General features: G+C 43.3%; 17 protein-coding genes. 9 read left to right on the top strand and 8 right to left on the bottom strand.

Translation table 11 applies throughout. The features are described 5' to 3' along the window. The first annotated feature begins 152 nt into the window (after window positions 1–152). On the top strand, window positions 153–668 hold the full coding sequence (locus B1A98_RS12835) for an antibiotic biosynthesis monooxygenase family protein (RefSeq protein WP_063383901.1): 516 nt from the start codon (window positions 153–155) through the stop codon (window positions 666–668). A gap of 86 nt (window positions 669–754) precedes the next feature. Here the strand turns inward: B1A98_RS12835 and B1A98_RS12840 are convergent, their stop codons facing one another. Both B1A98_RS12840 and B1A98_RS12845 read right to left on the bottom strand, forming a co-directional pair. Then, entirely contained in the window at window positions 755–1,975 is a 1,221-nt protein-coding gene (locus B1A98_RS12840; protein WP_063383900.1) for an ABC transporter permease, read from the bottom strand. Beyond that, the gene (locus B1A98_RS12845; protein ID WP_063383899.1) at window positions 1,972–2,709 is read right to left on the bottom strand and encodes an ABC transporter ATP-binding protein; all 738 of its coding nucleotides are present in this window, start codon (window positions 2,707–2,709) and stop codon (window positions 1,972–1,974) included. The genes B1A98_RS12840 and B1A98_RS12845 overlap by 4 nt, the downstream gene beginning before the upstream one ends. A 151-nt stretch (window positions 2,710–2,860) precedes the next feature. Between B1A98_RS12845 and B1A98_RS12850 the strand changes: the two genes are divergently transcribed. Together B1A98_RS12850 and B1A98_RS12855 are read left to right on the top strand one after the other, a co-directional pair. Further along, on the top strand, window positions 2,861–3,280 hold the full coding sequence (locus B1A98_RS12850; protein WP_041099151.1) for an HIT family protein: 420 nt from the start codon (window positions 2,861–2,863) through the stop codon (window positions 3,278–3,280). Window positions 3,281–3,425: 145 nt separating this feature from the next. Beyond that, the gene (locus tag B1A98_RS12855; RefSeq protein WP_063383898.1) at window positions 3,426–3,944 is read left to right on the top strand and encodes a tryptophan transporter; all 519 of its coding nucleotides are present in this window, start codon (window positions 3,426–3,428) and stop codon (window positions 3,942–3,944) included. A gap of 79 nt (window positions 3,945–4,023) precedes the next feature. Here the strand turns inward: B1A98_RS12855 and yhzF are convergent, their stop codons facing one another. Beyond that, window positions 4,024–4,212 carry a membrane protein YhzF gene (gene yhzF / locus B1A98_RS12860; RefSeq protein ID WP_041099147.1) on the bottom strand — a complete coding sequence of 63 codons (189 nt, stop codon included), beginning with the start codon at window positions 4,210–4,212 and terminating at the stop codon, window positions 4,024–4,026. Between the two features lie 179 nt (window positions 4,213–4,391). Here yhzF and B1A98_RS12865 point away from each other — a divergent pair, with 179 nt between their 5' ends. The 5 genes from B1A98_RS12865 to B1A98_RS12885 all read left to right on the top strand — a co-directional run bounded on the left by B1A98_RS12865 (window position 4,392) and on the right by B1A98_RS12885 (window position 7,662). Further along, on the top strand, window positions 4,392–4,751 hold the full coding sequence (locus tag B1A98_RS12865) for a YtxH domain-containing protein (RefSeq protein WP_063383897.1): 360 nt from the start codon (window positions 4,392–4,394) through the stop codon (window positions 4,749–4,751). Between the two features lie 152 nt (window positions 4,752–4,903). Beyond that, window positions 4,904–5,473: an HTH-type transcriptional regulator Hpr gene (locus B1A98_RS12870; RefSeq protein WP_041099145.1), complete on the top strand. Its 570-nt coding sequence runs from the start codon at window positions 4,904–4,906 to the stop codon at window positions 5,471–5,473. 176 nt (window positions 5,474–5,649) lie between these two features. Next, window positions 5,650–6,186 carry a DUF3267 domain-containing protein gene (locus B1A98_RS12875; RefSeq protein WP_063383896.1) on the top strand — a complete coding sequence of 179 codons (537 nt, stop codon included), beginning with the start codon at window positions 5,650–5,652 and terminating at the stop codon, window positions 6,184–6,186. 156 nt (window positions 6,187–6,342) lie between these two features. After that, window positions 6,343–6,528, top strand: a complete 186-nt coding sequence (locus B1A98_RS12880; RefSeq protein ID WP_041100212.1) for a hypothetical protein — start codon at window positions 6,343–6,345, stop codon at window positions 6,526–6,528. 234 nt (window positions 6,529–6,762) lie between these two features. Beyond that, complete coding sequence (locus B1A98_RS12885) at window positions 6,763–7,662, top strand: peptidylprolyl isomerase (protein WP_063383895.1); 900 nt, start codon at window positions 6,763–6,765, stop codon at window positions 7,660–7,662. A 42-nt stretch (window positions 7,663–7,704) separates the two neighbouring features. Here B1A98_RS12885 and B1A98_RS12890 read toward each other — a convergent pair whose 3' ends face one another. The 4 genes from B1A98_RS12890 to B1A98_RS12905 form a co-directional block, all read right to left on the bottom strand. Further along, window positions 7,705–7,878, bottom strand: coding sequence for a sporulation YhaL family protein (locus B1A98_RS12890; protein ID WP_041099139.1), 174 nt, complete (start codon window positions 7,876–7,878; stop codon window positions 7,705–7,707). A 75-nt stretch (window positions 7,879–7,953) separates the two neighbouring features. Next, window positions 7,954–8,895, bottom strand: a complete 942-nt coding sequence (gene yhaM / locus B1A98_RS12895; RefSeq protein WP_041099136.1) for a 3'-5' exoribonuclease YhaM — start codon at window positions 8,893–8,895, stop codon at window positions 7,954–7,956. Between the two features lie 85 nt (window positions 8,896–8,980). Continuing rightward, window positions 8,981–10,225, bottom strand: coding sequence for an ABC transporter permease (locus B1A98_RS12900; protein WP_063383894.1), 1,245 nt, complete (start codon window positions 10,223–10,225; stop codon window positions 8,981–8,983). Beyond that, the gene (locus tag B1A98_RS12905; RefSeq protein ID WP_063383893.1) at window positions 10,218–11,114 is read right to left on the bottom strand and encodes an ABC transporter ATP-binding protein; all 897 of its coding nucleotides are present in this window, start codon (window positions 11,112–11,114) and stop codon (window positions 10,218–10,220) included. The genes B1A98_RS12900 and B1A98_RS12905 overlap by 8 nt, the downstream gene beginning before the upstream one ends. Window positions 11,115–11,248: 134 nt before the next feature. Here B1A98_RS12905 and B1A98_RS12910 point away from each other — a divergent pair, with 134 nt between their 5' ends. Continuing rightward, window positions 11,249–11,431 (top strand): YhzD family protein, encoded by a 183-nt coding sequence (locus B1A98_RS12910; RefSeq protein ID WP_041114055.1) that lies wholly within the window; start codon window positions 11,249–11,251, stop codon window positions 11,429–11,431. A 92-nt stretch (window positions 11,432–11,523) separates the two neighbouring features. On the opposite strand, the gene B1A98_RS12915 is transcribed toward B1A98_RS12910, so the two are convergent. After that, window positions 11,524–13,020: a coproporphyrinogen III oxidase gene (locus tag B1A98_RS12915; protein ID WP_170808516.1), complete on the bottom strand. Its 1,497-nt coding sequence runs from the start codon at window positions 13,018–13,020 to the stop codon at window positions 11,524–11,526. Window positions 13,021–13,085: the final 65 nt, after the last annotated feature.

Consider the following 13,085-nt stretch of genomic DNA (forward strand, 5'->3'; position numbering starts at 1 on the left):
TGTCATAAATTCTCCAAAGAAACGGAGAGCCTGCCTTCAATTAGGAACTTCCTTCCTGTTTTTCTGCTTATTATGAGAGTTTAGAGCACAGCAACTAAGTGTAAAGTAATATATAATATAGGTTAGTAACTATTACTAAACGAGGTGAGGACATGAATATTTTCATCACTACAGGTACATATCATTTTATGAAGCAGCTTCAGGAAAAACACGCATCTGAAAACATCATTTTTATGGAAAATGCGGAAGGAGCCACCCTTCTTCATGAAACAAACAGCAAAAAAACGCTGTTTCAATCTCCCCGAAAATACGAGGTCATTGATGCTTCCGGAGAATTAGCGGATCATGGCTTTGTTGTATGCAATAACATTCCTGTAACAGACGAGGGACGGCCGATTTTTGAATATCGCTTTAAAGGACGGGCCCGGGCGATTGAAAATACGCCAGGATTTATAGCGATCCGTGTGCTTCGCCCGCTCACTTCAAATACGTATGTCATCTTGACGCAATGGCAAGACCGGGAGTCATTTACAAATTGGAAAGACTCTAAGGAATTCAAGCAGGCTCATGAAACAAAAAAACCGGAAGCCGGCGTAGATAACCAGCCGCATATTTTCTCAAGCCCTTCCTACGTAACAACTTATATGGTGCCGAGGGAAAATGAATAGTTTCCTTTTCAAATAGAAAAAAGACAGCCAAAATCGGGAAGTATCCCGTTTGGGCTGTCTTTTCTTATATTGTTTGCTCTCATTGTCTAGCGGGCAATTTTGTGGAGACGGGCCGGCGCATACATTTTAGCAAAAAACAAAGCAAATACTGCGCCAGCTGCTAAAACGATGCCTCCTTGGCTTAACGAGTGGCCTGCCCATGCTGCTAAACCGAAGATGACAGCTTGCAGCAAAAGCAGACGGCCGATTAAATCCAGCAGCGAAGCGCTTTTTTGTTCAGGTGCGACCGGGTATAAAAACACCCAAATCTTTGTTTCATGACGGCGAATCATCGGCAGCAGCTGGAACCCCGTCAAGTAAATAAACAATAAAGCGATAATGAGCTGCAGGACGGCTTGACCGCTGAACCCGATAATAAGAGCCGCCATTACAGTCAAGCGGATGTACAAGCCGAAAAATTCGTTCATGCGGACAAACGTGCGCCGGAACAAGTAAGTATACGTCCCGGCCGGCTGGAACGGCACTTGGCCCAGAAGCTTGTCCAGCCACTTCCGCCGTTTCACAGTTCCCCGCAAATGAGGCACATCGGTAAATAAATTAGCTAAACGGTAGAAAGCGGCCATCCGCTTTTCCTCAAGCTCCACAAGTGTTTCCCATTTTAACACCATCGGACGCGCCCTTTTGCCGCAGTATATATAATAGGCTGCCATAGCGGCCGCCACTGCCAGAATGAAAAGAAGCGGGGCACCGGAAAACACAAAATACAGCAGCAAGATATTAACTATCAGCCGAATTCCCCCATCTATATGCCGGATTTCTTTTTCTTGAACTTTGAGCACATGCCAGCGAACGGTTAAATTCCAAACTTTCATGACGGCGATTAAAATCAGCCAAGCGAAAAAAACCTTCATGGAGCCGCCTTTGACCTGTGTATATAGCGGCATAAATAAAGCAAGACCGGCGATTAACAAGTAACTTTGGGAAAGAAAGCTCGCCGTAATCGCTTTGCGAAAGTAAGGGGCCATTTTTTCTTCCAGCGGCAGCAGGAAAACGGTATCTGCCCTCATTAAAAATGTATAAACCGGACTCCAAGCAAGCAGCGCTCCCAGAAAAACAGCCATGACGAGCGGCGCTGGAAACGTCTCATCCAGTGTTTTGACCCAGCCGCTGTAATAATACAAGACCGCCCCCAGTCCGAAGACAAGAACGAATAGCAAATGATCGTTCAGCATATAGAGCAAATACTTGCGCAGCTCAGTATAATAGGCCGTAATCCTCGATTTCCATAACTCTTCCACTTGCTTCATTGCTCTTCTTCCTTTGTCAGTTGAATATAGATATCATCAAGAGACGCACCCGGCATTTGGAATTGTTCGCGAAGCTCTCCGATTGTTCCTTGCGCCCGAACTTCACCGTTATGTAAAATGATGAAGGCGTCACAGTACTTTTCCGCTGTCGCCAATATATGCGTGGACATTAAAATGCCAGCGCCGCCATCACGCATTCTCTTCATCCAATCAAGAAGCGATTGAATGCCGAGCGGGTCAAGACCCACAAAAGGTTCATCGATAATGTACAAGGAAGGCTCTGTCAAAAAGGCGCTCATAATCATCACCTTTTGCTTCATGCCTTTAGAAAAGTGGGCCGGAAACCAATTCATTTTCGAATCCAGCCTAAATTCCTTTAGCAATGGGCCGATCCGCCGGCCGAACTCCTCCTCTGTGAGCCCATAGGCCATGGCTGTAAGCTTCATATGCTCTTCAAGCGTTAGTTCTTCATATAAAATCGGCGTTTCCGGAATATAAGAAAACTGGCGCCGGTACTTCTCAGGACTATCCTGCAAAGCAAGCCCATTGATGGAAATGGTTCCTTTTTTCGGTTCCATCAGCCCGATGATATGCTTAATCGTTGTACTCTTCCCTGCCCCGTTTAAACCAATTAAGCCGACGATGCTTTCCTTATTGACTGAAAAGGATATATCCTTCAGCACCGGTTTGCGGGTATAACCGCCAACTAGTCCTTCTACCGTTAATAAAGACATAAAAAACGTCCTTTCTCATAATGTCATACGCTTATTTTAACAAAATATCCGCAATATCTCATGGTTCAACCTCATCTTTATACTTGTGTATTTAATAAAAATCGCTTTTATGATAAAATTTTGGCAATTATACATAGGAAGGATGAAAAAAATGAGCGACTGCATTTTTTGTAAAATCGTTAATGGTGAAATCCCCTCTGCCAAAGTATATGAAGACGAGGAAGTGTATGCTTTTTTAGACATCAGCCAAGTAACCAAAGGACATACACTGCTTATCCCTAAAAAACATAAGAAAAACGTATTTGAACTCTCTGAAACAGAAGCGGGAAGCTTGTTCCAGCGGGTGCCGTTCATTGCCAAAGCCTTGAAATCGGCTTATAACGCGGAAGGGTTAAATATTCTAAACAATAACGGAGAAGCAGCGGGTCAAACAGTCTTTCATTATCACATTCACCTCATTCCGCGCTTTGGACGAGAAGATGGATTCCATCCTGTGTTTAAAACACACGACAATGAATACACGGGAGACGATTTGCAAAAGATTGCTCAAGACATTTCTGCCCGCCTTTAAATAAAAAGACGGCGTCCTTGACAGAATATTCAGCTTCCTACGCCCTTTGTTGTATGATATACTTATCCTAACTTTTCGCTGGCAACAACGAGTGTATGTCAGGAGAAGCGAGATTGAGACGAGATGAGAAGAGGAGAGATGAGAAATGAATACGAAATCTTTAGTTACCCTGTCACTATTAATAGGGATGGGAGCTGTTTTGCACACGGTGATGCCGGGATTGTTTCTTGGAATGAAACCCGACATGATGCTGACCATGATGTTTTTAGGCATTCTGCTGTTTCCGAACCTAAAGAGCGTCTTGCTTGCCGGGCTGGTCACCGGCGTTATTTCCGGCCTGACCACTTCTTTCCCGGGCGGAATGATTCCCAACATGCTTGATAAGCCGGTCACCGCTGTTGTATTTTATGGCTTGTTTCTTTTATTTGCCCATTACGGCAAAAATACCGTTGGAGCCGCCGCTTTAACCGCTGTCGGAACGATTGTTTCCGGCGTTGTCTTCCTGGGCTCGGCTCTCGTAACAGTCGGCCTGCCGGGACCATTTGCTGCTTTATTCTTGACGATTGTACTTCCTGCTTCAGCTGTAAATGCCGTTGTAATGGCGGTCATTTATCCGATTGTCCAATCTGTGCTGAAGCGCTCGAATCTAGCGGAGCCAGCCTAACTTTTCTACAGCGAAGGAAGCAAGCGTCTGCCAACAGCCTGAGGACTCCTTTGAAAACAAAGGAGTCCTTTTGCTATACTTACCTATATAACAGCAGTACCGCGATGAGTAGAATAAAGCCCCCGGCAATTCCAAGGATACGAGCTTTCTTGATTAACAGAGGTCTCGACATCGAAATGCCCGGCCTCCAGATCGATCGGATGTGATAAATCATGCTGATCAGCAGGATGAAACTCAGCGCAAATAATCCGAAAATGATTCCTTCCATGCTATGCCACTCCTTTAACTAAAATCAACTGTTTGCTTTTTACGGTGTAAGGGAAATATAGCAAAGCGGGGTCTTTCTACATACTATGCATCTTTCGGGCAGCAATGTACCTGTCCCCAGCAAATTAAAGGGATTTTGTTGTTAAAAGAGAATGCTATCATTAATAAGAGGTGAAGAAAGTGGATAAAAAAGCATTATTAATCGGTATGATCACCGGCACTGCCGCCGGGGCGGCTGTCACTTTGTTCAATACGCCGATGTCCGGCCAAGAAGCAAGAGCACGGGTGAAAACAGCCCAGGCAAGCTTGAAAAACCACACGCAGACGATTAAAGCAGACATTGGCGAAGTCAAGAAAGCTGTTATCCAGTTAAAGGATGTCAGCAAAGACAATATCCCGGAAGTGGCGGATGGCTTAAAAGTAAGCGCCGGAATATGGAAGGAAAGCACAGAGCCAACCATTCAAAAGCTGCAGCAGGATATCAGCGAAGTGCAAAAAACAGTTGAAGACCTGCAAAAAACACTGCCCGCCCGAAAATAAAATGGAGAACCGTCACCGGTTCTCCATTTTTTTCGAAAATTTTGTTAATTTACATCTTTATTATTTTTTACTTTATTGGCATAATAATATTAACAGTCTATATAACTTACTATTAATTAGGAGTGAAAGAATTCGGAAAAGAAGGTGCAAAAATGACAAATCATCAATACTCATTGAAAGAAGCGCTTATTTTTAGCCAGAGAATGGCCCAATTAAGCAAGGCCTTATGGAAAGCGATCGAAAAGGATTGGCAGCGCTGGATCAAGCCTTATGACTTAAATATTAACGAGCATCATATTCTGTGGATTGCCTATCATTTGAAAGGAGCCTCTATTTCTGATATTGCGAAATTCGGAGTCATGCATGTATCTACCGCTTTTAATTTTTCGAAAAAATTAGAAGAAAGAGGCTATTTAAGATTTTCAAAGAAAGAGACAGATAAACGGAATACTTATGTGGAAATCACTGAGGAAGGCGAGCAGCTGCTGCTTGACTTGATGGAAAACTTTGATCCTGACACAAATTCCGTCTTTGCAGGCAGCGCGCCGCTTCGTGAATTGTTTGGCAAGTTCCCTGACATGATGGAAGTGATGTCTATCGTCAAAAATATTTACGGGGAAGACTTCGTTGATATATTCGAGAAGTCCATGCATAATATCGGCGAAGATTTAGACGAGGAAGATGGAAAGTTACGCAAGAAAAAATTTGAGCAACAAGTGTAATCTCCCCTTCCTTCCAGCGAAAATGCCCGGTCCCTCCCTCCTGGATCTTATGCTTGCCTGTTTTGCCTGATAACTTTACTTATTGTTCACAAAAAATAGGTTGATTTTTCTTTATACACAGCGTAAAGTGGTTAGGCAATAGCAAGTTCTTAACGTCAAACGGAGGGATGATTCCGATGAAATGCTGGCGTACATTTGATTTTGAAAAGAGATACGGATCGAACAAGATCTTGATGTATTCTCTTTTGCTGACAACGCTGTTTTTTTCATTCAGCTTTGCCTTCATGCAATCGCTCTTTTCAAAAACATTGTATTCAGGGTATTTTCATGTTTTTCTTCTAGCTTTGCTTGCGGTTTATCCGCTGCACAAGCTTGTGCATCTTTTACCGATTTTGCATTATTGGCGCCAAATAAAATGCCAGTGCAAAATCACTTATTTTTGTATGCCAATTATCTCGATTAACATAAAACAGCCCGTTCCTAAAAAAACATTTATGGCAAGCCTGTTACTGCCTTTCTTTACTATTAATCCAGCCCTGCTTGTTTGCGGAATTCTGTTTCCTCACTATATTCATTACTTTACTATGCTGGCTGCTTTTCATACAGGCATGTGCGCCATTGATTTGCTTTACTTTAAAGCCATGGCTGCTTCTCCAAAATATGCGGTCATCGAGGAACACGACCGAGGGTATGAAATTCTTATTCCTCAATAAAACGGCTGATTTTTTTAACCATCAGTTCGTCTAAGCAAAGCAGAGAGTCCCTTCTCTGCTTTCAACTATTTCTCTATCTTTTTAACGCAATTTTTGTTATGTTTATTACATGTGAACAAAATATGAACAAAAACAAACAGGGGAGGGGATAAAGTGATCTCCGTTATTATCGTGTTTATTATTTTTTCAGCTTTAATTCTTTATAATATTAACCGTATGACGAATATTCTTTGCGTTCAAAAAGAGATCCCGGAAGAACGCCACCCTAAAATTTTCCGTACTATTAATATCTATATTACGATCTTATTGATCTCGTCTTATGTAGAAATTTTGTTTACATAAAAAGAGCCGCTTGCGAAAGCCGGCTCTTTTTAATTTGCTCAAAAGACGGATGGCTGGGTTCGCCCGCCCTTCTCACTCCTGTTTAATCGATCATGGGAGCCTGTTTTGTCTGTTTATTCAGATTGAATTTTTTGGCTGCTTGATGAAAATATGATATAGTATGTCCTGTACAAAAATTTGAAAAAGCCGTTGCTGCAATGAAGGCCGGCTGATTAATCAGGGAGTTGTTTAGAGATGAAAAAATGGATCCTGTCTGCTTCTTTAGTTGCAGGGGCGGTCGGCCTGGCTGGATGCGGCGCCGGGGACGATGTCGTTGCTACTTCGAAAGCAGGAGATGTGACACAGCAAGAACTGTATGACTCGATGAAGGAGAAATACTCTCCGCAAATGGAACAAGCTCTTCAAGAGGTTATGTACAAAAAAGTACTCTCCGAAAAATATGAAGTATCCGATAAAGAAGTGGATAAAGAGCTGAAAAAAGCCAAGGAACAGCTTGGCCCGCAATATGAAGCGTTTTTGGCCCAGTATAACCTGGATGAAAAAGGCTTTAAAGACTTTTTGAAATTAGAGCTTTTAAGAGAAAAAGCGGCCCTCTCCGATATTAAAGTAACGGATAAGGAAGTAAAAGAGTATTATGATAAATGGCAGCCGCCGATGAAAATCCGCCACATCTTAGTAGAGGATGAAAAGAAAGCAAAAGAAGTAGAAGACAAGCTGGCAAAAGGCGAGAAATTCGACGCATTGGCGAAAGAATATTCATCTGATCCAGGTTCCGCACAAAACGGCGGAGACTTAGGCTGGGTAGACAGCCAAAGCCGCGAACAATTTGTTCCAGAGTTTTCTAAAGCGCTTGACACATTGAAAAAAGGCGAAATCAGCAAGCCGGTTAAATCCGACTTAGGCTTCCATATCATTGAAATTACTGATATGAAAGAGAAAAAACCTTTCAAAGATATGAAACCAGAGTTAACGAAAGAACTCAAACAATCGAAAGCTGATCCGGAAACGATCCAGAAAAAGCTCGATAAAGAGTTGAAGGCTGCCGACGTTAAAGTAAAAGACGAAGATTTAAAAGGAGCTTTCGGAGGCTTGTCTGATTCTGATAAAAAATCCGATAAAGAAGAAGAAAAGTAAGCATAATGAAAGCGTCTGTCTCGCAAGACAGACGCTTTCTGCTTAATTCTTTGCTCTCAGCTCGCGCTCCTTCTCCATTCTTTGTATATAAACTTGTCCTTCTTGCTCAATGAATGCCTCATCCACCTTTTTATCTGCTCTTGATGTTTTAATCGTCATAAATGCACTGAAGAAAATTCCTGCAACAACTGCATAAACCCATAATGGAATGATCATCTTAATCCCCTTCCTTGTCCGCATTTGTAAACAGTGTATTCACCAAAAGAAAAAACATGCCCAAAATTGGACATGTTAAGAAGAAAAATGCGGCTTGTAAAAAGAACGGTTATCAAGCGCGAACACCCGCTCGGAAAATTCTCCCGGCTTCGTTCGCTCCAGTGCCCGGTCAAGCATATTCATTTTGGCGTCAAGATTATCGATATAATGGAGAATTTCCGCTTCTTTAATCATCGGCGGCTTCGGGCTCCCCCATTCTGCTTTGCCGTGATGAGAGAGAACAATATGCTTTAAAATAGTGACCTCTTCCCCTTCTATTCCAAGCTCCTCTGCTGCCTTGCCAATCTCATTGACCATAATGGTAATATGGCCAAGCAAGTTCCCCTCGACCGTATACACTGTAGATACAGGACCGGACAGCTCAATGACCTTGCCGAGATCATGCAAGATTACACCCGCATATAACAGATCACGGTTCAGCGAAGGATAAAGATCTGCAATGGATTTGGCTAATTTCAGCATGCATACCACATGGTAAGCTAGACCTGACACAAACTCGTGGTGATTTTTTGTTGCTGCCGGATATTCTAAAAACTCCGTATGATATTTATTTAATAAAAAGCGGGTAATACGCTGAATATGAGGATTTTGCATTTCAAAAATAAATTGGGTAACCACATCCGCCATATCGGTTTGGCTGAGCGGAGCCGTTTCGATAAATTCACTGATCTGCTTTCCATCTTGCGGACCAGCCGGCCGGATCTGCCGGATTTTCAGCTGCATTCGGCCGCGGTAATTTTGAATTTCTCCCTTTACTTTCACAATGGTCTGCGGCTGGTATTGCTTTTCCGTCTCTTCTTTAGCATCCCAAAGCTTAGCTTCGATGTCACCGCTTTTATCTTGTAAAATAAGCGTTAAATAGGGATTGCCATTTACCGCTACACTTTTTGTCACTGATTTGATTAACAAATAACTTTCCACGCTTTGTCCTGCTTCATAATGGGTAATCCCTTGCAAATTGACTCCCCCTCCTTGGTATTAGTGAGCTAATTATAACATAACAATCTCTGGAATCATTCTTCAAGGCAGACTCGACTGCAAACTAGTTGTCTTTTGACAGCTCGAACGCTTTTTTCATGTCTTTTAATGAATTAGATTTTCCATACATTAAGACGCCCCCTTTATAAATGCGGGCACCAATAATACCAAACACTATAATTGCAGCAATCAAAACCCCAAAGCCAAGAGCGATTTCCCATGGCGGAATGCTAAGAAGGCTAATGCGGACAAATAAAATCATCGGCGTAAAAAACGGCACATAGGAAGTCACTGTAATAAACGGTGATTCCGGATTCCCCAAGCCGTACATGGAAATGAAGAAGCCAGCCATGACGAGGAGAGTGAGCGGTGTCATCATTTGCTGAACGTCCTCAAGGCGGCTAACGAGTGAGCCAAGCAAGGCGGCAATCGTAGCATATAAGAAGTAGCCGAGAATAAATAGCAGAATCGCATAAATGATCATCGACCCAGAAGCGGATTGCAATCCGATCGATTGAACGAGAGAACCGTCGGGTTGATTGACCATGGCTATATAAGCCGCAGCAAACCAGATCACTAATTGGGTAAGCCCGAGAAGGCCGATGCCTAAAATCTTCGCAAACATTTGCTTTATCGGGGAGACACTTGAGATTAAAATCTCCATCACTCTCGAAGATTTTTCAATAGCTACTTCAGAAGCGATCATGTTGGCATACATAATAACTGACAAATAAATAAGAAACAGCAAAACATAAACAAGCGCTTGGGCTTGAATCAGTTCTTCCTCTGATTTAGCTCCTTTAGCGAGCGCAATCGTGTCAAACGAAACCGGTGCATTCCACAGTTGAATTTGCTCATCCGTCAGCTGCAGCTTACCCGCTACTTCCCTCGTTTTCAAAGCTTGCAGAGCTTGACGGATCTCAGAGGAAAGGCTGCTGTTGGCAATGTTCTCCGCCTTATAGGTGGCAGATGGCATTCCTTCGCTGTTTCTCTCTAACAAGAGATAACCTTTGTACGTTTCTTGTTCTACAGCCTTCTTTAATTGAGCTTCTGTTTGATCGCTTTTGACAACTTTAACATTTGCTCCCGCAGCTGCCAGCTGCTCTTTGAGCGGCTCGTACAGCGCTCCTGTCTGATCCACTACAGCTACTTTTGCCTGTTCATTATCGTCACCAAAATTGGAGAAAATCTGCTCAAAATTGGCTGCGGCAATGATGACGGCAGCCACCAGCAGCGTTGTAATGATAAATGGCTTGGTTTTCAATTTATTAATATACGATTGGGAAAGAATCATCCAAAAGTTATTCATAGGAAGCTCCCGCCTTTTCAATAAAAATGTCATTCAATGAAGGCTCTTCCAGCTCAAACCTCGTCACAAATCCTTTTTCCTGCAAAGCTGCAAAAATGTGCTGGGACGTTTCTTCCTTGGCGACCTGGAGCACCATGCCTTCCGCCGTGTTCTTCGTCCGTAAAACGCCGGGAATATCCCTTAAAAAATCAAGATTGAAGTCAGCCTGTACCGTGACATTTTTCTTTCCGAACGAACGCTTAATCTCGCGAAGACTGCCATGGACGACTGGACGCCCGCGATGCATCATGCATAAGTTCTCGCAAAGCTCTTCCACATGCTCCATTCGATGGCTCGAAAATACGATGGTTGTCCCGCTTTCTCTTAACTCAACAACCGCTTCCTTCAATAGCTCTACATTAACAGGGTCCAGACCGCTGAATGGCTCATCGAGGATCAGCAGCTGCGGTTTATGGACAACCGAAGAAATAAATTGGATTTTTTGCTGGTTTCCTTTCGATAATTCCTCTACCCGCTTCCCCGCATAATCGGGCACATGAAAACGCTCCAGCCAGCGGTCCGTTTCGGCTGCTGCTTCTTTTTTATCCATTCCGCGCAGACGGGCTAAGTAAACAATTTGGTCTTTCACTTTCATTTTCGGATATAGCCCTCTTTCTTCAGGCAAGTAACCGATCAGCGGACTCACTTTGTAGTTAATAGGCTTCCCGTTCCAGTGAATGGCGCCTGCATTTGGCTGTAAAATACCTAATATCATTCGAAAGGTGGTTGTTTTCCCCGCACCATTGGCCCCAAGAAAACCAAACAGCTCCCTCTCCGGGATTTGCAAGGATAGGTCGTTGACGGCGGTGAAATCATTAAAGCGTTTTGTTACATTTTCCAAAACAAGCATGTTTTATCACTCCCCTCTAAAACATACGCCCAAGCAAGCAAAAAGTTCCACAAAATTATTTCGTTATAAAATATTTAGAAAAAATCCAAAATTGTGTACAATGAATAGTGAATCATCTTCAGGGAGGGGAAATAATGGTTTATAAATTAACGGTTTTTAAAAAAAATGGGGAAAAGCTGCTCGATGAATCATTTGAAGCCCGTAACGATGAAGAAGCAAAAGAGCAGGGGCAGCAGCTGCTGCAGCAGCACGACTATGAAGAGTATACTCATCGCTGTACGTCGCCTCTCGGCAAGCTCGTTTTATTCCATGTATAACATAAAAGCGGTTCAGCGCCGTTCTTGAACCGCTTGATTTATCTTCAAAAAAAGAGCCGGCAAATTTTGCGGCTCTTTTTTTCGAAACTGGCTCATGAAAACAACTGGTTCAGCTTGTTAATTTTCTTTTCTGTGTACTCCACAAACCGTTCATTATAGGTTTTCGGATCTTTCGGATTGGCAAAGTGTTCGATTTTTCCAGTTTTCCGGTCAATAAACTTGCTGGCCGCCCCGCACCCAATGCCGATAATGGTTTGTACTTCCTCCATGATCATAATGTTGTAAATACTTTCCCGTCCCGGTTTGGAGTATCCTACATTCTCCAGGTTGCCTAGAATATTTTTTTGGCGGTATAAGTAATAGGGAACGTATTCGTGTTCCTTCGTCCATTGCTCGGCCATATTCATCATTTGTTCCACTTCTGTCCGGTCCGCCACCTTATATTTTTCCTTATTTAAGGTCATTTCAGAGGCGCGTTTAAATGACAGCGTGTGAACCGTTAAAGATTCCGGCATCAGCTTTTCTGTTTCCTCAAGAGAATGGGCGAATTCTTCCGTTCCTTCACCCGGAAGGCCAATGATCAAATCCATATTGATGTTGTTCATTCCATGTTCCTTTGCCATGCGGTACTTGCTGATTGTTTCTTCTACGGTATGATGGCGCCCGATCGCTTTCAATGTTTCCTGTGTGTAAGACTGCGGATTTATGCTGATCCGGTCAATGTTCCATTTTCTTAAAACCGCAAGCTTTTCGGGAGTAATGGTATCCGGCCGCCCTGCTTCTACAGTAATTTCCCGAATGCTGTCTACATCAGGAAATACTTTATACATCAGCTCGTACAATTCATCCATTTCCTCGGCTGTAATGGCTGTCGGCGTCCCGCCGCCGTAATACACAGTTGTAATTTTCACGCCTTTTTCCCGCAGCCACTGCCCGATTTTCTCCATTTCATAATGAAGCCCGCTCAAAAATGAGGATACCCTTCCTTGCTTTCCTTGAATAGCATAGGCTGGAAAGGTGCAATACGCGCATTTCGTCGGGCAAAACGGGATGCCGATATAAATGCTGACTTCTTCTTTTACTTCATATAAATCAGGAACCATCGCCAGCTGCCGTTCCAGAATCCGCTCCATTAAATGCACTTTTTCTTCGGTGATCATATAATCTTCTTGAAGCTTTCGGCGCGCTTCTTCAGCCGGCACACCAGCTTGGTGCTGCCTATGAAGCAACTTGGTGGGCCGCATGCCAGTTAAGATGCCCCATTTTTGCGTGATCTTTGTGTAATCTTGCAATACGTGTAAAAACACATGCGAAACAACGTTCTTCACTTGCTTAAAATGCTCTTTCCCCTCAAGGGCCGTAACGGCTTTTCTATAGCTGGCCCGGTATTCTTCGCCAGCCGCCAACAAAACGGCTGAAGCGGCGACTTCCGCCCCCTCATCTACTAATTGGATATCAATTTCAAGTTCGCTGCGGCCATTGTTCTCCAAACAGATATCCGTTTCCTCAAAAAATAAGTTGGCGATCAACTGAAGCGGCCGCACGAAGCGCTCGTCTTCCAATCCTTTTATATAAATTAACACGCTCATTCACCTTTCTTTATTTCCTTCCCTAAGCATACTGAATCGGCAAACCTACGGTCAAGATCGAATCA

The sequence above is a fragment of the Pseudobacillus badius genome, assembly GCF_002189605.1.
Taxonomy (GTDB): Bacteria; Bacillota; Bacilli; order Bacillales; family Domibacillaceae; genus Pseudobacillus; species Pseudobacillus badius.

What these genes read in the sequence shown, in the direction of transcription:
- B1A98_RS12835 (WP_063383901.1), top strand. Translation starts at nt 153, where the DNA reads ATGAATATTTTCATCACTACAGGTACATATCATTTTATGAAGCAGCTT.
- B1A98_RS12840 (WP_063383900.1), bottom strand. Translation starts at nt 1,975, where the DNA reads ATGAAGCAAGTGGAAGAGTTATGGAAATCGAGGATTACGGCCTATTAT.
- B1A98_RS12845 (WP_063383899.1), bottom strand. Translation starts at nt 2,709, where the DNA reads ATGTCTTTATTAACGGTAGAAGGACTAGTTGGCGGTTATACCCGCAAA.
- B1A98_RS12850 (WP_041099151.1), top strand. Translation starts at nt 2,861, where the DNA reads ATGAGCGACTGCATTTTTTGTAAAATCGTTAATGGTGAAATCCCCTCT.
- B1A98_RS12855 (WP_063383898.1), top strand. Translation starts at nt 3,426, where the DNA reads ATGAATACGAAATCTTTAGTTACCCTGTCACTATTAATAGGGATGGGA.
- yhzF (WP_041099147.1), bottom strand. Translation starts at nt 4,212, where the DNA reads ATGGAAGGAATCATTTTCGGATTATTTGCGCTGAGTTTCATCCTGCTG.
- B1A98_RS12870 (WP_041099145.1), top strand. Translation starts at nt 4,904, where the DNA reads ATGACAAATCATCAATACTCATTGAAAGAAGCGCTTATTTTTAGCCAG.
- B1A98_RS12875 (WP_063383896.1), top strand. Translation starts at nt 5,650, where the DNA reads ATGAAATGCTGGCGTACATTTGATTTTGAAAAGAGATACGGATCGAAC.
- B1A98_RS12885 (WP_063383895.1), top strand. Translation starts at nt 6,763, where the DNA reads ATGAAAAAATGGATCCTGTCTGCTTCTTTAGTTGCAGGGGCGGTCGGC.
- B1A98_RS12890 (WP_041099139.1), bottom strand. Translation starts at nt 7,878, where the DNA reads ATGATCATTCCATTATGGGTTTATGCAGTTGTTGCAGGAATTTTCTTC.
- B1A98_RS12900 (WP_063383894.1), bottom strand. Translation starts at nt 10,225, where the DNA reads ATGAATAACTTTTGGATGATTCTTTCCCAATCGTATATTAATAAATTG.
- B1A98_RS12905 (WP_063383893.1), bottom strand. Translation starts at nt 11,114, where the DNA reads ATGCTTGTTTTGGAAAATGTAACAAAACGCTTTAATGATTTCACCGCC.
- B1A98_RS12910 (WP_041114055.1), top strand. Translation starts at nt 11,249, where the DNA reads ATGGTTTATAAATTAACGGTTTTTAAAAAAAATGGGGAAAAGCTGCTC.
- B1A98_RS12915 (WP_170808516.1), bottom strand. Translation starts at nt 13,020, where the DNA reads ATGAGCGTGTTAATTTATATAAAAGGATTGGAAGACGAGCGCTTCGTG.